The organism is Aquisphaera insulae (assembly GCF_011064615.1).
GTDB classification, from domain to species: Bacteria; Planctomycetota; Planctomycetia; order Isosphaerales; family Isosphaeraceae; genus Aquisphaera; species Aquisphaera insulae.
This window is the reverse complement of the sequence record NZ_JAALJH010000082.1, coordinates 25627-41366: the sequence shown is the minus strand read 5'-3', so window position 1 is coordinate 41366 and position 15740 is coordinate 25627. Positions and strand designations below refer to the sequence as shown.

General features: G+C 69.4%; 10 protein-coding genes. 5 read left to right on the top strand and 5 right to left on the bottom strand.

Annotation, left to right across the window (positions count from 1 at the left end; genetic code table 11):
- The first annotated feature begins 830 nt into the window (after positions 1-830).
- Complete coding sequence (locus G6O54_RS29470) at positions 831-1706, top strand: HAD-IIA family hydrolase (protein WP_165231730.1); 876 nt, start codon at positions 831-833, stop codon at positions 1704-1706.
- Positions 1707-1871: 165 nt separating this feature from the next.
- On the opposite strand, the gene G6O54_RS29465 is transcribed toward G6O54_RS29470, so the two are convergent.
- Genes G6O54_RS29465 through G6O54_RS29455 form a run of 3 tightly spaced genes read right to left on the bottom strand, consistent with a single transcriptional unit; the run spans position 1872 to position 6041 of the window.
- Positions 1872-3866 (bottom strand): alpha-L-fucosidase, encoded by a 1995-nt coding sequence (locus tag G6O54_RS29465; RefSeq protein WP_165231727.1) that lies wholly within the window; start codon positions 3864-3866, stop codon positions 1872-1874.
- A gap of 3 nt (positions 3867-3869) precedes the next feature.
- Positions 3870-4934 (bottom strand): zinc-dependent alcohol dehydrogenase family protein, encoded by a 1065-nt coding sequence (locus G6O54_RS29460; RefSeq protein ID WP_250847154.1) that lies wholly within the window; start codon positions 4932-4934, stop codon positions 3870-3872.
- A 57-nt stretch (positions 4935-4991) separates the two neighbouring features.
- Positions 4992-6041: an aldo/keto reductase gene (locus tag G6O54_RS29455; protein WP_205679080.1), complete on the bottom strand. Its 1050-nt coding sequence runs from the start codon at positions 6039-6041 to the stop codon at positions 4992-4994.
- Positions 6042-6489: 448 nt separating this feature from the next.
- On the opposite strand from G6O54_RS29455, the gene G6O54_RS29450 reads away from it, so the two are divergent.
- The 4 genes from G6O54_RS29450 to G6O54_RS29435 all read left to right on the top strand — a co-directional run bounded on the left by G6O54_RS29450 (position 6490) and on the right by G6O54_RS29435 (position 14015).
- The gene (locus G6O54_RS29450; protein WP_165231721.1) at positions 6490-8928 is read left to right on the top strand and encodes an NPCBM/NEW2 domain-containing protein; all 2439 of its coding nucleotides are present in this window, start codon (positions 6490-6492) and stop codon (positions 8926-8928) included.
- Between the two features lie 76 nt (positions 8929-9004).
- Positions 9005-9412 (top strand): GNAT family N-acetyltransferase, encoded by a 408-nt coding sequence (locus G6O54_RS29445; protein WP_165231718.1) that lies wholly within the window; start codon positions 9005-9007, stop codon positions 9410-9412.
- Positions 9413-9642: 230 nt separating this feature from the next.
- Positions 9643-9852 (top strand): hypothetical protein, encoded by a 210-nt coding sequence (locus tag G6O54_RS29440; protein WP_165231715.1) that lies wholly within the window; start codon positions 9643-9645, stop codon positions 9850-9852.
- A gap of 209 nt (positions 9853-10061) precedes the next feature.
- Positions 10062-14015, top strand: a complete 3954-nt coding sequence (locus G6O54_RS29435; protein ID WP_165231712.1) for a serine/threonine-protein kinase — start codon at positions 10062-10064, stop codon at positions 14013-14015.
- On the opposite strand, the gene G6O54_RS29430 is transcribed toward G6O54_RS29435, so the two are convergent.
- On the bottom strand, positions 13977-14738 hold the full coding sequence (locus G6O54_RS29430) for a protein-tyrosine phosphatase family protein (protein ID WP_165231709.1): 762 nt from the start codon (positions 14736-14738) through the stop codon (positions 13977-13979). The two genes, G6O54_RS29435 and G6O54_RS29430, sit on opposite strands and share 39 nt — an antisense overlap.
- Positions 14735-15655: a class IV adenylate cyclase gene (locus G6O54_RS29425; protein ID WP_205679079.1), complete on the bottom strand. Its 921-nt coding sequence runs from the start codon at positions 15653-15655 to the stop codon at positions 14735-14737. Before G6O54_RS29425 ends, G6O54_RS29430 begins: the two co-directional genes overlap by 4 nt.
- Positions 15656-15740 lie beyond the last annotated feature (85 nt).

The following is a 15740-nucleotide window of genomic DNA, read 5'->3' as shown; positions in this document are numbered from 1 at the left end:
CAGGAAGACCGGACCGCACTCGCAACGTTCCGGGCTCTGCCCATCGACCGAAAGGGGGCGGAATCCCTGGGCCCCCGCCGCGGGCCCGGGGGTGGTGGCCGCAGGACGTGCCCTGCACGAGGCCAACCACTCCGAGGTGTTGAGATTCACACGAGCTCTCGGCGAAGGTCCCGGATCGTCCGGGAGAAGCGAGTGCCGGCGGGAGCAGGGATTCGTCGTGAGAGGCGGTCACCGGCCTCCGGCGGAACTCTGGCGGGGCCGACCGTGTCACGGCCTCGGGATGGCCCGCGTCCGAGGCGCCGGCCCGCGATCCCGTGGTGTCGCTGCGATTCGATATGGGCCCTCCATCGCTGGGCAACCCGAGCGGGGAGAGTCGCGCGGGATCACCTCGTCGGATCTCGTCACGGGCCTGGAACGCTCCCGCCGCACGAACATTCACAAAGGGCCGAACACAGACGACCCGAACATCTTTTTAACTTTTGTCTCTTTATATGTTCTTTCAACTTGTCTAACCATCACGGCGGAACGACTCTCGGCGCGGGCAGGCCATGCGCGCGTTCTGGGCAGTACCCGGGCCCGTCGATCCGGGCGGGGCGTGTGTCGCCGCCGATCAACATTCCCTAAACTCTGTCCAGAACGATGCTTCGCGCCCGATTTCGGACGGACGCGGATTCGTGCGCGGGCTTGGTACATGATTCGCTCTTGGGCTCATCCGTGTCCCGCGGCCCTCGGGGTTCGCGACGTCATCGAGGTCACGAATCCGACCGCGAGGCGCCGCCTTCCCCGCGGGGCGCGGGTTCTCGCTCGATTCCTCCGAGGATCTGCGCTCGATGCTTGGCTACCTGATCGACATGGATGGCGTGATCTATCGCGGGGGGCAGTTGATCCCCGGCGCGGATCGATTCGTGAATGGACTTCGCGAGGCGAACATCCCCTTCCTCTTCCTGACCAACAACAGCCAGCGCACCCGCCGCGACGTCGCCACCCGCCTCCAGCGGCTGGGGATCGACGTCACCTCTCACCATATTTTCACCTGCGCCATGGCCACGGCGCGATTCCTGTCCCAGCAGAAGCCCCACGGCACCGCGTTCGTCATCGGCGAGGGGGGCCTGCTCACGGCGCTCCACGAGAACGGCTACGCGATCGTGGACAAGGACCCGGATTACGTCGTCGTGGGCGAGGGCCGCACCGTCAGCTTCGAGCTGCTCGAGGCCGCGCTCGGCATGATCCGCGGCGGCGCCAAGCTCGTCGCCACCAACCTGGACCCGAATTGCCCGACGCACAACGACGGCATCCGGCCCGGCTGCGGGGCCACGGTCGCCATGCTCGAGACCGCCAGCGGCCTGAAGGCGTTCAGCGTGGGCAAGCCCAGCCCGGTGATGCTCCGCGCCGCCCGCAAGGAGCTCGCCCTCCCCACCGACCAGACCGTCGTCATCGGCGACACGATGGACACCGACATCCTGGGGGGCGTCCAGCTCAACTACAAGACCATCCTGGTCCTCAGCGGCAGCACCCGCGCCGAGGACCTCGCCCGCTACGCCTACCGGCCGGACCGGGTCGTGCCGTCGATCGCCGACCTGGACCCGCACCGGCTCGAGGCCGAATTCAACGCCGCCCGGGATGACGAGCCCGACGTCCCGGCGGCCCCCGTGCAACGCCCGTCCCATCGCCCTCGTCGCCGGCCCCTCGCGGCCACATCATTCTAGGCGGCGAACGGTGATACCACTCGCATCGATCGGACTCTGACCCGGTCCGATCGACTTTTCCCTGTCGGAACAGGGAAGCCTCCGAGCCGCGTCGCCGACGGGACATGACCCCCCGTTCGACGACGCGGCTCGTTTCATCTCGCCGCGGCATCACGCCGCAGTCGATCACCGGCCCTCGGGAGTCAACGTCACCGCGCGGACGTTGATCGGCCGCCAATTCGTCCGGCCCGCCGGCCGCAGCGCGACCTCGAGCTCGCCGGCACGCGGCACGTCGATCGTCCCGGCCGAGGAGTCATGGAAGACGTCCCAGCCGCCGGTGTTCTCCGGCGCGATCGACAGCGTGCTGCCGGCCACGTCCAGCAGGACCCTGGCGTCGGGGGCGATCGTCGCCGCGGTGACGGCGACCCGATACTTGCCCGCCGCGGGGAACTTCACCTTCCACGAGGCGTGATCCTCGGGCCGATCCCAGAAGCCGATGTTCGCCTTGCCCATCTTCTCCTCGACCTTGATCTGGTCGCCGTGGAGCTCCGCCCTGTCCGCGTCGAGGGCAATCTTGCCCGCGGCATCGGGCGCGATCACGATCGATTGCGAGGGGGCGAGCTCGGGCTTGAACCCGCGGAGGTCCGCGCCGCGGATCTTCAGGGCGACGGCATACCGGCACGGGGCGGTGGCCGGCAGGTCGACGGCCAGGCCCGCCTCGTCGTGGTTGAAACGGAGCGGGCCGCCGTGGCCGAGCAGGGTAACCTCGTCGATCCTGCCCGTGACGCCGGGATAGCGCCCCAGCGAACGGATCAGGAGCTTGCCGTCGGCCGGCCAGCCCATGGCGAAGGCGTAGAGCACGTCCCCCTTGGCGGTGAACCGGATGTCCCGGGCCGAGTAGGCGAAGTCCTCCCGGAAGTGGCCGCCGCGGGCGCGGATGGGCCCCTCGCCGTGGATCAGCCAGGGGCGGGTCCCGTAGATCCCCTCGCCGTTGATCGCGATCCAGCTCGCCATCTCCGCGAGGGTCTCCTCCGCCTGCGGGTCGAGGCTGCCGTCGGGGCGCTGGACGACGTTGATCAGCAGATTGCCATTCTTGCTGACGATGTCCACGAGCATCGTGATCACCCAGCCGGCGTCGCGATATTTCCAGGTCCGGTTGTAGAACCAGTCGCCGATCGACGTATCCGTCTGCCACGGGTGCGGGCGGATGCCCGGCATGACCCCGCGCTCCAGGTCCTCGACCCACCGGCCGTCGGACTTCTCCTTGCACGTGTAGACGACGTCGGGCGTGCCGCCGTGCCGGGCGGCGCTCGCGTTGTAGAGGTGGGCGATCAGGGAGAGGCCGACCTCGTTCTGGAACGGGTGGGCGCCGTCGGTGTAGAGCAAATCCGGCTGGTACTGGTCGACGAGGTCCCTGATCCGGGCGAACCACTCGCCCTGCCAGCGCGGATCCTTGCTGTACCAGCCGGTGTCGTCGGCCGCGGCCGGCGGATGGTAGAGGTCCTGGTACTTGGGATCGGCGCCATCATACGGGACGCCGGCCAGCGGCCCGGTCTTGTCCGACCTGTGGCTGTCCTGGAACCAGGTGAAGCTGGCGCCCAGGTGCTCGGAGACGCCGAACTTCAGGCCGCGCTTCCGGGCCGCCTTCTGCCAGTCGCCGACGACGTCCCGATGCGGCCCCATCTTCACGGCATTCCAGGCGTGATGCGTCGAGTTCCAGAGGTCGAAGTTGTCGTGATGGACTCCCATGCTGACGAAGTACCGGGCGCCGGCCTTCTTGTAGAGATCCATCAGTCGATCCGGATCCCACTTCTCCGCCTTCCAGAGCGGGATCAGGTCCTTGTACCCGGTCTTCGACGGATGGCCGAAATGCTCCAGGTGGTCCTTGTACTGCGGATGACCCTGCTGGTAGAGCTGGCGGGCGTACCAGTCGCCGAACATCGGGACGGACTGCGGTCCCCAGTGGGCCCAGATCCCCAGCTTGGCGTCGCGGAACCAGTCCGGATACGCATACGCCTTAAGCGAATCGGACGTGGCCTGAAACGGTCCGGGGGTGACCGTCGGGGCCTGGGCCCCGGCGCGACCCGGCGACGCGAGGGCGGCGATCAGCGTGACGACCAGGGCAAACTCGGGATGCGGCCGCGTGAACGACCACGAACGGGAGGGAGAGTGGCTCATCATCGATCAGGGCTCCTCGTGGACGATGCAGACCTTGCCCGTCTGGCCGTCGGCGGCCAGTTCGTAGGCCCTCGCGGCCTCGGAGAGGGGGAGGCGGACGGTGCATGTTCGGTCGGGATGGATCTTCCAGCGGTCGAGCCGCTCGACCAGCTCCTCCATGTGCCTGAGCGAGGTCACCCACGAGCCGAACAGGGTGATCTGCTTGTGGATGAGGTATTTCGAGACCTCGAAGCTCACCGTGCCCCCCTCGCCGACGAACGCGCAGCGGCCCCAGTCGCGCGTCCCCTGGAGGGCCAGCAGCCGAGCCGGGGCGGCGCCGGAGCAATCGATGCTCGCCTCGCAGCCGTGGCCCCCGGTCTGCTTCAGGACCCGGTCGAGTGCCGAGTCGTCCGCCTTCAGGGCCAGGTCCACCAGCCCGAGATCGACGGCCAGCCCGAGGCGGGAATCCGAGAGGTCCGTGCCGATGATCGTCGAGGCGCCGAGCGCCCGCCCGAGCATCGCCGCGGCCAGCCCGACGGGGCCCATCCCGGTGATCAGGAGCCGGTCCTGCCCGCTGACCTGCATCCTCCGCAGGGCCTCGTACGCCGTGCCGAATCCGCAGGCACAGAGCGCCCCGTCGATGTAGGAGAGCGAGTCCGGCAGGCGGATGCAGGTGTTCTCCTCCGCGAGCAGGTAGGGCGCGTGGCCGCCGTCGCGCTGCCAGCCGTAGGCGGCCCGGGATTGATCCCGGCAACTGATCATGTAACCGTGCTGGCACTCGTCGCAGACGCCGCAGCCGGAGATGTGGTAGATCACCACCCGGTCCCCCGGCCCGAACCGCTTGCAGCCGGGGCCGGCCTTGACCACCTGGCCGCACGGCTCGTGCCCCGCGATCACCCCCTGGTAGCCCTCCGGCCCCTTGCCCAGGTGTTCGCGGTAGATGGCCCGGATGTCGCTCCCGCAGATGGAGGACGCCTTCATCTTCACCAGGACCTGGCCATGGCCCGGTTCCGGTATCTCGTATTCCCGGAACTTCACCGTGCTGTCGCCGGGCAGCACGACGCCCGTCATGGTCGCCGCCTTGTCGCTCATCGCATGATCCTTCCCACGGTTCCCGTCATCTTCCGCCCGGACGCTCGCGAGCCGGCCTCACGGGGGCGTGATCTCGCCGTTCGGGTCCCAGAGGTCCTCCCAGGACTGCCCTTCCTTCCAGAGGAAGACCTGGCCCTTGATGAGCCGACAGCCCCGGTCGATCGCCGCGATGTCGGCCATGTCGCGATCGGAGAGCGGCCCGCCCGCCACGGCCTGGAGCGCGGCGAGGTACTGCGGCCGCTTCACGGAGAACGGGATCGGGACCTGCCCCCGCTGCACCGCCCACTTGATGCAGACGACGGCCGGATGCACGCCCAGCCGTTCGGCGATCCGGACGATGACCGGGTCCTCGGTGTCCACGGTGTCCTCGGCCGTCCGGTCCCGCTCCGGCCGGCTCGGCGAGCCGATCGGGGAGTAGCCGATCGGCAGGATTCCATTCGCCGCGACGAAGTCGAACAGCTCGGGCTGCTGGAAGTGGGGGTGCAATTCCATCTCATTGCAGGCCGGCCGGATCCGGGCGTCGCGGAGGACCAGCCGCAGCTTGGGGATCGTCATGTTCGACGTGCCGATGTGCCGCACCAGGCCCCGATCGACGAGGGCCTCCATCTGCCGCCAGGTTTTCATGTAGTTTTCATGAATATACGGCTTCGCGTCCGCACTCCGCGAGCTGACGTCGCAGCCCGGCGGGTGGTAGTTCGGGAACGGCCAGTGGACGAGGTAGAGGTCCAGGTAATCGAGCCCCAGGTCCCGGAGCGACGCCTCGCACGACGGGATCACGTCGGCCTCGGCGTGCTTGTCGTTCCAGAGTTTGGAGGTGATCCAGAGGTCTTCCCGCTTCACGCCCCCGCCCAGGATCGCGCGGAGCGACCGGCCGACCTCGGCCTCGTTGCCGTACACCGAGGCGCAGTCGAAGTGCCGGTAGCCGACGCCGGCCGCGTCGAGCACGGCCGCGGCGACCTGCCCCGCGTCGTACTTATCCGAGCCGAAAGTCCCCAGGCCGATGCTCGGGATCCTGGCCCCGCTCGCGAGCGTCCGGGAGGGGACCGCCGCGGGGTCCACGCCCTCGGGATCGATCCGGAAGGCCCGGTCGTGACTCGTGCTTCCCACCGCGTTCCCTTTCCTCCAAGGCCGGCCATGGTGATGGCTCGATCGCATCCTGGACGGCCGCCACGGCCGGCACGTTGGCCCGACGGCCCAGCTCGTTCTAGCCTACAGGCTCCCGGATCGACCACAAAGGGGGCAGACGCCTCCAAGCCATGGTACTCCCGGCCCGATGTCTTCCATCCGTGTCATCCGTGGTAGGCCGGGCCGGTCCTGAAATCGGGATGTCCCGGTAGGATCTCGCCGCGGTCGACTCCATCGGCGATACTGGCCGATGTCGGGGGTCGGATCTCCGCCCCCAGACACCTGCCACACGGCCCCGGCCCTCGCCCTCCTTCCAGACCCTCCCACGCATCGAGGACCCGTCCTCGACCCGCACGACAGGAAAGGCAGGCTCGTCATGATGCCACGTCGGGCATCCTCAACCCTCGCGTCCCTTGCGGGGTTATCCCTGATGATCGCGGCCCCGGTCCATGCTTCGGGCCCCGGCCCCAACGAGCTGGCCCGGGCGAAACGCTGGGCCGAGGCGAAGTTCGCGGGCAAGGTCACGCCGGTGGAGCCGAAGATCGGGTTCCGGGTGGTCGCCAACAACGACCCTGTCCAGCGCAACCGCCGGAACGGCGGCCCCCTCAACCTCGCGGGCAAGACGTTCGCCAGCGGGCTGTATTGCCACGCGAACAGCGACGTCGAAATCCGCCTGCCGGGCCCCGCGAAATCGTTCCACGCGGTCGTCGGCGTCGATAGCAACGAGCAGACGAGCGGCGGTCGCGGCAGCGTCGTGTTCGCGGTCCGCGCCGGGGACAGGGAGCTGTTCCGATCCCCCCTGCTCCGCGAGGGCGACCAGCCCGTCACCGTGGACGTCCCGCTGGGAGGCGCCGCGGCCTTCCACCTCCAGATCAACGACGGCGGCGACGGCATCAGTTGCGATCAATCCGACTGGGCCGACGCGAGCGTCCTGCTCGCGGACGGCAAGACGCTCCGGCTCGGCGACCTGACGGAGATCGGCGAACCTCCGGCGATCGACGCCCGGCCCGAGTTCTCGTTCGTCTACGGCGGCAAGCCATCCGCGGGCCTCCTCGCGAGCTGGCCGACGCGGCGGACCTCGCGCGAGCTCGACCCCGCTCGGACGCAGTACGAGCAGGCCTGGACCGACCCCGCCACCGGCCTGGAGGTCCGCCGCAAGGGGATCCTCTACCGCGACTTCCCGACCGTCGAATGGACGGTCGAGCTGACCAACCGCGGCGCGAAGCCGACGCCGATCGTCGAGGCGATCCGGGGACTCGACGCGAGCCTCGCGTCGGGCCTCGCCGGGGATGCGACCCTCCACTACCAGCGGGGGTCGGTCTGCGAGCCGATCGACTACGAGCCCCTGGCCGCGACCCTCAAGCCGGGCGAGCCGAGGCCATTCGCCCCTCGCGCCGGCCGCGGGACCGACCCGTGGATGCCGTACTTCAACCTGGAATGGCCACGCGCCGGGCGGGGCGCACTCGTCGTCGTCGGCTGGCCCGGCCAGTGGGCGGCCGAGTTCACCGCGCAGCCTTCGGGCGCCGTGGCGATCCGCGCCGGTCAGGAGCTCACGCACCTGAGCCTCAGGCCGGGCGAGACGATCCGCACGCCGCTGATGGTCCTCCAGTTCTACGAGGGAGACTGGCTCGCTGCCCAGAACGTCTGGCGGCGGTGGATGACGGCCCACAACCTCCCCAGGCCCGGCGGCAAGGCCGTCGCGCCCCAGCTCGCGGCGTGCAGCTCCTGGCAGTTCGGCGAGATGATCCACGCCAACGACGCGAATCAGAAAATGTTCATCGACCGCTACGACGCCGAGGGGATCCGGCTCGACTACTGGTGGATGGACGCCGGCTGGTACGTCCAGAAGACGGGCTGGCCGGAGACCGGGACGTGGGAAGTCGACCTGGCGCGGTTCCCCGGCGGCCTGAGGTCGATCACCGATCACGCCCACGCGAAGGGCATCCGCTCGATCGTCTGGTTCGAGCCCGAACGCGTGGCCGGCGGGACGTGGCTGGCGACCGAGCATCCGGGCTGGATCCTCGGCGGCAAGGCCGGCGGCCTCCTCGACCTGGGCAACCCCGACGCCTTGCGCTGGCTGACCGAGCATGTCGACGGCCTGATCGTCGGCCAGGGCATCGACCTCTACCGCCAGGACTTCAACATCGATCCGCTCGACTACTGGCGGAAGAACGACGCATCCGACCGCCGGGGAGCGACCGAGAATCACCACATCCAGGGCTACCTGGCCTACTGGGATGAGCTCCGCCGCCGCCATCCCGGCATGCTCATCGATTCGTGCGCCAGCGGAGGCCGCCGCAACGACCTCGAGACGATGCGGCGGTCCGTCCCGCTGCTCCGGAGCGACTACCTGATCGAGCCCGAAGGCCAGCAGGGGCATACCTACGGCGTCGCCCTCTGGCTCCCGTTCTACGGCACGGCCGCGGTGCCGACGTCGCGTTACGGATGTTACAGCCAGGTCTGCCCGCACGTCACGGTCTGCCTGGACATGCGGCAGTCCGGCCTGAACCTGGAGGAGGCCCGGCGCAATCTCTCGCGGTGGACGGAGCTGCGGACGTCGTACCTGGCCGACTACTATCCGCTCACGCCCTACGACCGTTCGCCGACGGCCTGGATGGCCTGGCAGTTCGACGTCCCGGAACAGGGCCGCGGCCACGTCCAGGCCTTCCGCCACGGGTCGAGCCCCTACGAGACCGCCCGGCTGCCGCTCCGCGGCCTCGACTCGCAGGCGACCTACAGCATCCGCGACCTCGACCGCAGCGATCCTCCCCGGACCTTCTCCGGCACGGACTTGATGGATCGCGGCCTGTCCGTGACGATTGACGAGCGGCCGGGCGCCGTCATCCTCGAGTACTCGCGGGTGAGATGAACCGCGACTCCTCGCCCCGGCGCCCTGCGATGGCGCCGGGGCGGCCTCATCAACCTCCCAGGGAAAAACGATCGAGATGGACCTGACCTACCAGCGCGAGAGCTATCCGGGCCTGACCCCCGCGGACTTCGTCGACCTCCTCGAGCGTTCGACCCTGGCCGAGCGCCGGCCGGTGGACGACCCGGAGGCCATGCTCGGGATGCTCGAGAAGGCGGACGTCCTCATCACCGCGCGCGACGCCGGCCGCCTGGTCGGCATCTCCCGGGCCCTGTCCGACTTCCAGTTCTGCACCTATCTCTCCGACCTGGCCGTGGACGTCGCCTACCAGCGCCAGGGGATCGGCAGGGAATTGATCCGGCTCACCCACGAGGCTGCGGGCCTGAAGACCACGCTCATCCTCCTGGCCGCCCCCAAGGCCCGCGAATACTATCCCCACATCGGCATGCAATTTCATGATTCATGCTGGATCATCCCGCGGAGGTGAGGCCCGGCCTCGTCGGCCGAGGTGCCACGGCAATCCGGACTGCCGGGGCAGCCTGGGCCGACCGTGCCACAGAATTGCTTAACGTGGTTAAATCTTGATCTCACGATCGAGATCTTCGCCGATCGGGCCGGGGCCGGCACGTCCGTTGCTGCCTCTAGCGGCCGGGGTGGGCCCGGCCGACTTCCGCCCGTGTGCCCCATCCCGCAGCCACCTCAGCCAGGAGAAACGACATGGCCGACAAGGGGAAGCACGCCTCCACGGAGCATCATCACGAGGCGGCCGCACGCCACGCCGCGGCGGCACATCACCATCACCAGGCCGCCCATCACCACGAGATCGGCGAGCACGACAAGGCCAAGCAGCATGCCAGCTCGGCCCACTCGCACAGCGAGAAGGCCCACGGCCACTCGAAGACCGCGCACGAGCACTCCCACAAGTGAGTGATCTCGCGATTTCGGCGACGGCCGGGCCTTCGCGGGCCCGGCCGTCTTCGTTTCGAAATTCGCGCCGTGCCCGCCGAGGGGGGCTGTCCATCGCGTCGCAGGCGGTCGGCGTCGGAGACTCGACCGGGGCGATGTATAGGGGTTAAGATCCCCCATGCCATGATGCCATCTGCCCATATCGCGTCGTCGTGAGCCGGAGGATCCGAATGCCGTCCGCCGAGATTCAGCTCATTTTCGGCCTGCTCGCGCTCCAGAACGGCCTGATCGACCGGGAACAGCTCGTGGCCGCCTTCCGGGCCCGGAGGCTCGACAAGTCCCGCAGCCTGGCCGATCAGATGGTTGGCAGCGGCATCATGGATGCGGATGATCGGCGTGCGGTCGAAGCCCTGGCGGAGCGGATGCTGAGGCGCCACGGCGGCGATTCGACGAGGAGCCTGGGAGCGATGTCGGCCGGGGCCTCGACGAGGGAATCTCTGCTCGCGATCGGCGACCCGGACCTGGAGGCGACGCTCGGCCACGTGCCCTCGGGGCCCGCGACGGAAGCGAGCCGACCTGGACCGCATGCCGTCTACTCCGTCGGTTCGGCCACCGGCGACGGCCAGCGATTCCGCGTCCTCCGGCCGCACGCACGCGGCGGCCTGGGCGCGGTCTTCGTGGCGATCGACTCCGAGCTGAACCGCGAGGTGGCCCTGAAGCAGATCCTCGACCATCATGCCGACGATCCGACCAGCCGCCAGCGATTCCTGATCGAGGCGGAGATCACCGGGGGGCTCGAGCATCCCGGCATCGTCCCGGTCTACGGCCTGGGGACCTATGGCGGCGGCCGGCCCTACTATGCGATGCGGTTCATCAAGGGGGACTCGCTCAAGGAGGCCATCGGGGCTTTCCACGCGGATGAGGCGAACCGGAGCGATCCCGGCCGCCGATCGCTGGAGCTCCGCGAACTCCTTCGGCGGTTCGTGGACGTCTGCAACGCGATCGACTACGCGCACGGCCGGGGGGTGCTCCATCGCGACCTCAAGCCCGGCAACGTGATCGTCGGGAAACATGGCGAGACCCTGGTCATCGACTGGGGACTGGCGAAGCCGATGGGCCGGCCCGACGTCGAGCCCGGCTCTGGGGAACGGCCGGTGCTGCCGTCGTCGGCCAGCGGGAGCGCGGAGACTCTGCCCGGGTCCGTCATCGGCACTCCGGCCTACATGAGCCCGGAGCAGGCGGCCGGGGACATCGACCGGCTCGGCCCGCGATCCGACGTGTACAGCCTGGGCGCGACCCTCTACTGCCTGCTGACCGGGAAGGCCCCCTTCGAGGGGCCTGACCCCCTCGCGGTGATCCGCGACGTCCAGCTCGGTTCGTTCCCTCCGCCGGCCCGGGTCTCCCCCGCGGTCGAGAAGGCGCTGGAGGCCGTCTGCCTGAAGGCGATGGCCACGCGCCCGGAGGACCGCTATCCCACGGCGCGGGCGCTGGCCAACGACGTCGAGCGATGGGCGGCCGACGAGCCGGTCTCCGCATGGACGGAGCCGGCCGTCGCCCGATTACGACGCTGGCTGAGGCGCAATCGCGCCGCGGCGATCGGCGGGGCGGCCGCGGTCCTCATGGCCATCGCCGGGCTGCTCGGGATGCTCGCGGTCCAGTCTCGCGCCAATGTTCGCCTCGAGGCGAAGAACGTCGAGCTGCTCAGCGCCAACGAGCGCGAGGCGTCCGCGAATGCCGGGCTCCGCGAGGCCAACGAGCGGGTCCAGGCGCGGTTCGAGCTCGCCCGGTCCGCGATCCGCTCGTTCCAGGCCGCCGTCACCGAGGACGAGATGCTCAAGGGCAAGGAGCTGGTCGGCCTGCGCAACAAGCTCCTCCGCTCCGCGGCCGGGTTCTACGAGCGGCTCGAATCGCTCCTCCGCGGTCAGGCCGACCGCCCTTCGCGGGCCGTCCTCGCCCAGTCCTATGCGGAGCTCGGCGATCTGACGGACAAGATCGGCGACAAGCCGGAGGCGCTCGCCGTCCACCGCAAGGCCCTGGCCATCCGCCGCGAGCTGGCCGACGGGGCCGACGCGGACATCGCGCTCGATCTGGTGAGGAGCCTCATCGCGACCGGGAGCCTCGCCGGGACGACCGGCGAGAGGACCTTCGAACTCGCGGCGTTCGATGAAGCTCGTCGCCTGGCCTCCGCGCTGGCGTTCGCACCGACCGCCCCCGCGCCGGCTCGCGAGGTCCTGGCCTCGACCCTGATCGCTTCCGGCCGGGCGTTTCGCGCCCGCGGCGAACTGACTAACGCCCTCGAGGTCTGCCTCGAGGCCCTGGCCCTGCGTCGACGGCTCGCCGCGGAATCCCCCGAATCGGCCGAGCCCCTCGACCACGTCGCTTCCACCCTCAAGGACATCGCCGTCATCCGGTCCGAGCTGGGTCGCACACCGGAGGCGATCGCGACCCATCGCGAGGCGCTGGATATCCGGCGGAAGCTCGCGGCGGCCCGGCCCGACTCCGTCGAACGCCTCGGCCAGCTCGCGACCAGCGAGTATCTCATCGGCCATGTGCTCATCGAGGCGGGCCAGGTCGAAGCCGCCCTGGCGTCCTATCGCGACGCGCTCGAGCACCGGGCGAAGCTGGCCACCGCCAACCCCGCCGTCACGGCCTTCCGCGTCGATGTGGCTGGCGTGCACGACGCCATCGGACTGCTCCATGGCCGAGCCGGCCGATCCGACGACGCGATGGCTTCCCACCGACAGGCACTCGCCATCCGCCGCAAGCTCGCCGCCGACCATCCCGCCGTCGACGACTTCAGGGACTGGGTCGCGGACAGCCTCTCCAACCTCGGGCTCGTCCAGTCTCAGGTCGGGCGGCAACAAGAGGCCCTCGACTCGTATCTCGAGGCGCTGACGATCCGGCGGAAGCTCGCCGCCAACCATCCCGAGATCGCCGAGTACACCAAGGACCTCTCCGCGAATCTCACCAACCTGGGCATCCTTCAGGAGAGCATGGTCCGGTCCGACGACGCGATCGCCTCCCACCGCGAGAGCGTGGCCCTGAACCGCAAGTTATTCGCCTCCCATCCGGAGGTCGTCCTGTATGCAGATCACCTCTCCCTCAGCCTGCTCAACCTCGCCCCGCTCCTTTCGCTGACCGGCCACATCGAGCAAGGTCTGACGGCCATCCGAGAGGCGACGTCCATCCTCCGGGGGCTCGTCGAGCGGAATCCGATGCGCTCCGAGTTCCGCAATCATCTGGCGGCCAGCCTCCTCATCTCCGGGGACATCCTCAAAGCCTCGGCCCGCCCCCTGGGAGCGGCCCCCGCCTATCGCGAGGCCATCGCGATCTACCGAGAGCTCGCCCGCGAGGGGAAGGCCTCCGCGGAAGCCTTCTACGTCCTGGCGTCCACCCTGAACAATCTCAGCATCGTGCTTGCGGGCATCGGTCAGATACCCGAGGCGAGGTCCTTGCAAGTCGAGGCCCTGGCACTGTGGCGGAAGCTGACCAGCCAGGATCCTTCCTTCGTCGAGTACCAGAAGGAACTGGCCTCATGCCTGAACGCCGCGGGCATGGACGCGCTCGCCGAGGGGAGTTCGGCGGAGGCTACACGGAGATTCGCCGAGGAGCTGGCCATCTGCGAGAAGCTGGCGGGTGAGTCCTCACCCGCATCCGCCGCCGCGAACGCCAATCGCCTGGCTCGCTGCCTGGTCGACTCGGCAACCGCCGACCTCCGCCTGGGCAAGTCCGCAGACGCCCGGCGATCCTGCGAACGCGTCCTGGAGATCCTCGAGCCGTTCCTACGCGACGGGTCGAAGGACGCGATGCCGCGACTCCTGAAGGGCGTCAGCCTGCTGCGGCTGGGCCAGGTCCATTCCGCCGAGGGCGACACCGCGTCCGCCTCGGCGGAATGGAAGAAGGCCGTCGAGATCCTCTCGCCGGATGCGAATACCGAGGACCTGGCGGCCTACCACCTGGCGTGCTGCCGCGCCCTGATGTCGACCACGACGCGCGTCGACTCCGCCCGGGAGGGAGAGGCCGCCGTCGCCCTGCTGCGCCGAGCCGCCGAGCTCGGCATTCGCAATCTGGGACAGTACCTCAACGAACCGGCCCTGGACAGCCTCCGCGATCGGGAGGATTTCCAGTCCCTGATGCGGGACGTTTCATTCCCTATCATGCCCTTCGCCCCCTCCGCACCCTGACATCCTCGAGACGTACGCCACCAGGGCCGCCCGTTGCGAGGCCGAGGGCCGTGCGCCGGGCCTCGTGGCCGCGAGCATCTCGAGCGCCTCAGCCACGGTTCGTGCTATGCCAAGTCGGATGAGGGCCGCCGCCGCGATCGTGGACGTCCGGCCGTGCCCCTGGGCGCAATGGATCAGCGTGCAACGCCCGGCGGCATGCCAGCGCTCGAGCGTATCGAGTGCGTCGGAGAGCTGTGCGTCGGTCGGCGGCGAACCGTCGAGGATCGGCACGAGGGCCGTCTCGAACCTCGGGTCCGCCTGGATCCCGGAGAGGCGGGGGAACTCGCAGCAGAGGTTGAGGACGGCGTCGATGCCCGCGTCCTTAAGTCGCCCGCGCTCGTCCAGGAACGGGAGTCGCCCCACATAGAGGCTCGGCGCCACGGCCTGGAACGGGCCCTTGCGGCCGAACATGCGGTCCGCGAAAAGGGCGATCACGCCAACGCCAAGGTAGGGCAGCAGGATCACCCGCAGGAGAAGTCCCAAGCCGGAGCCCGCCAGGATCCCCTCGACATCAACCCCAGCCTCGCGAGAGGCATACACCCCCGCGAGGGAGAGGAAGCAAGCCGCAAGGTACGCCTCGATCCCGACCACCAGGCACCACGCGCCCGATGAATGGGACGCGAGCCGCATGGCCAGGACGATCATCGTCAGACCCAGGAGTCCGAATGCGATGGCCAGCCTCATCCAAGGGCTGCCCCGTCGGCCCCCGCCTCGTCGTCCATGATCAGGTCGATGTACGCAGCGCTCACGAGCTGAGACTCTTCGATGCCCAGCCGGGTGAGCAGCTCCTCGGCGATGAGGGCCCCCTCCAGGTCGGGCTGATCGGGCCGGAGGACGACCTCGAGCTCGAGGAAATCGCCCAGGCCCTCCACGCGGTCGAGGTGGATCCGCGTCGGGCCGACACGGTAGAGCCACCTCTCCTTGCGGACGGCCCCCCGGACGGTCAGCACGCGGTCGAGGATCGATTTCATCGTCAGCGGCGCGGAGGTCGGGGCGATCTCATAGCTGGACGCCTTCGGCCCGGCGACGTCGTCGCGATCGTAGCGGATCAGCTCGCCCGCCGCCTCGTGGAAGATCCGCAGCTTGAGCCGGCCGGAGGGCACCTCGTAGAAGATGTCCTCCTGGTCGAGGATCTCCGCCGCGCCCTCCACGTCCTCCAGCGACTCGATGGCCGTCCGCATGGCCTCGTAGTCCGCGACCGTCGCCTTGATCTCGATGTTCCGCGACGCGAGGAAGGCCGGGCTGTCCGCGGGATCGGGCTCCGGCGCGGTTCCAGCCCCGTCCACCTCCAGGACGGGCGCCGGGTCGTCACCAAGGTCCCCTTCAGCACGGTGCCAGGGCTCGCCCGGGCGGCCCCGCCAGGCCCGCCAGCCGGCGGGGAGGTCGGCGAGAGCCTCCAGGCTGGGGTCGAACGCGACCATCTCCGCAAGGGTCACCGCCGTGCCGTCCGACTCGAAGACGTGCTCGCCGTCGAGGAACTGCCAGGCGCCGTCCTCGCGGTCGTGGGTGACCAGCAGCAGGGGGGACGCCCCTTGCAGGATCCGATCGAGCGTGATCGCCACGGTGTCTTCCGGATCGGCGAACGGCCAGGCACGACTCATGAGGGGACTCCCGGTGCTCTCCGCAAGATCCGGCACCCGCGGATCGTCACCGCCCGCCATCATCGCCACCGGCACCCGATCCCGC

What these genes read in the sequence shown, in the direction of transcription:
- G6O54_RS29470 (WP_165231730.1), top strand. Translation starts at nt 831, where the DNA reads ATGCTTGGCTACCTGATCGACATGGATGGCGTGATCTATCGCGGGGGG.
- G6O54_RS29465 (WP_165231727.1), bottom strand. Translation starts at nt 3,866, where the DNA reads ATGATGAGCCACTCTCCCTCCCGTTCGTGGTCGTTCACGCGGCCGCAT.
- G6O54_RS29460 (WP_250847154.1), bottom strand. Translation starts at nt 4,934, where the DNA reads ATGAGCGACAAGGCGGCGACCATGACGGGCGTCGTGCTGCCCGGCGAC.
- G6O54_RS29450 (WP_165231721.1), top strand. Translation starts at nt 6,490, where the DNA reads ATGATCGCGGCCCCGGTCCATGCTTCGGGCCCCGGCCCCAACGAGCTG.
- G6O54_RS29445 (WP_165231718.1), top strand. Translation starts at nt 9,005, where the DNA reads ATGGACCTGACCTACCAGCGCGAGAGCTATCCGGGCCTGACCCCCGCG.
- G6O54_RS29440 (WP_165231715.1), top strand. Translation starts at nt 9,643, where the DNA reads ATGGCCGACAAGGGGAAGCACGCCTCCACGGAGCATCATCACGAGGCG.
- G6O54_RS29435 (WP_165231712.1), top strand. Translation starts at nt 10,062, where the DNA reads ATGCCGTCCGCCGAGATTCAGCTCATTTTCGGCCTGCTCGCGCTCCAG.
- G6O54_RS29430 (WP_165231709.1), bottom strand. Translation starts at nt 14,738, where the DNA reads ATGAGGCTGGCCATCGCATTCGGACTCCTGGGTCTGACGATGATCGTC.
- G6O54_RS29425 (WP_205679079.1), bottom strand. Translation starts at nt 15,655, where the DNA reads ATGAGTCGTGCCTGGCCGTTCGCCGATCCGGAAGACACCGTGGCGATC.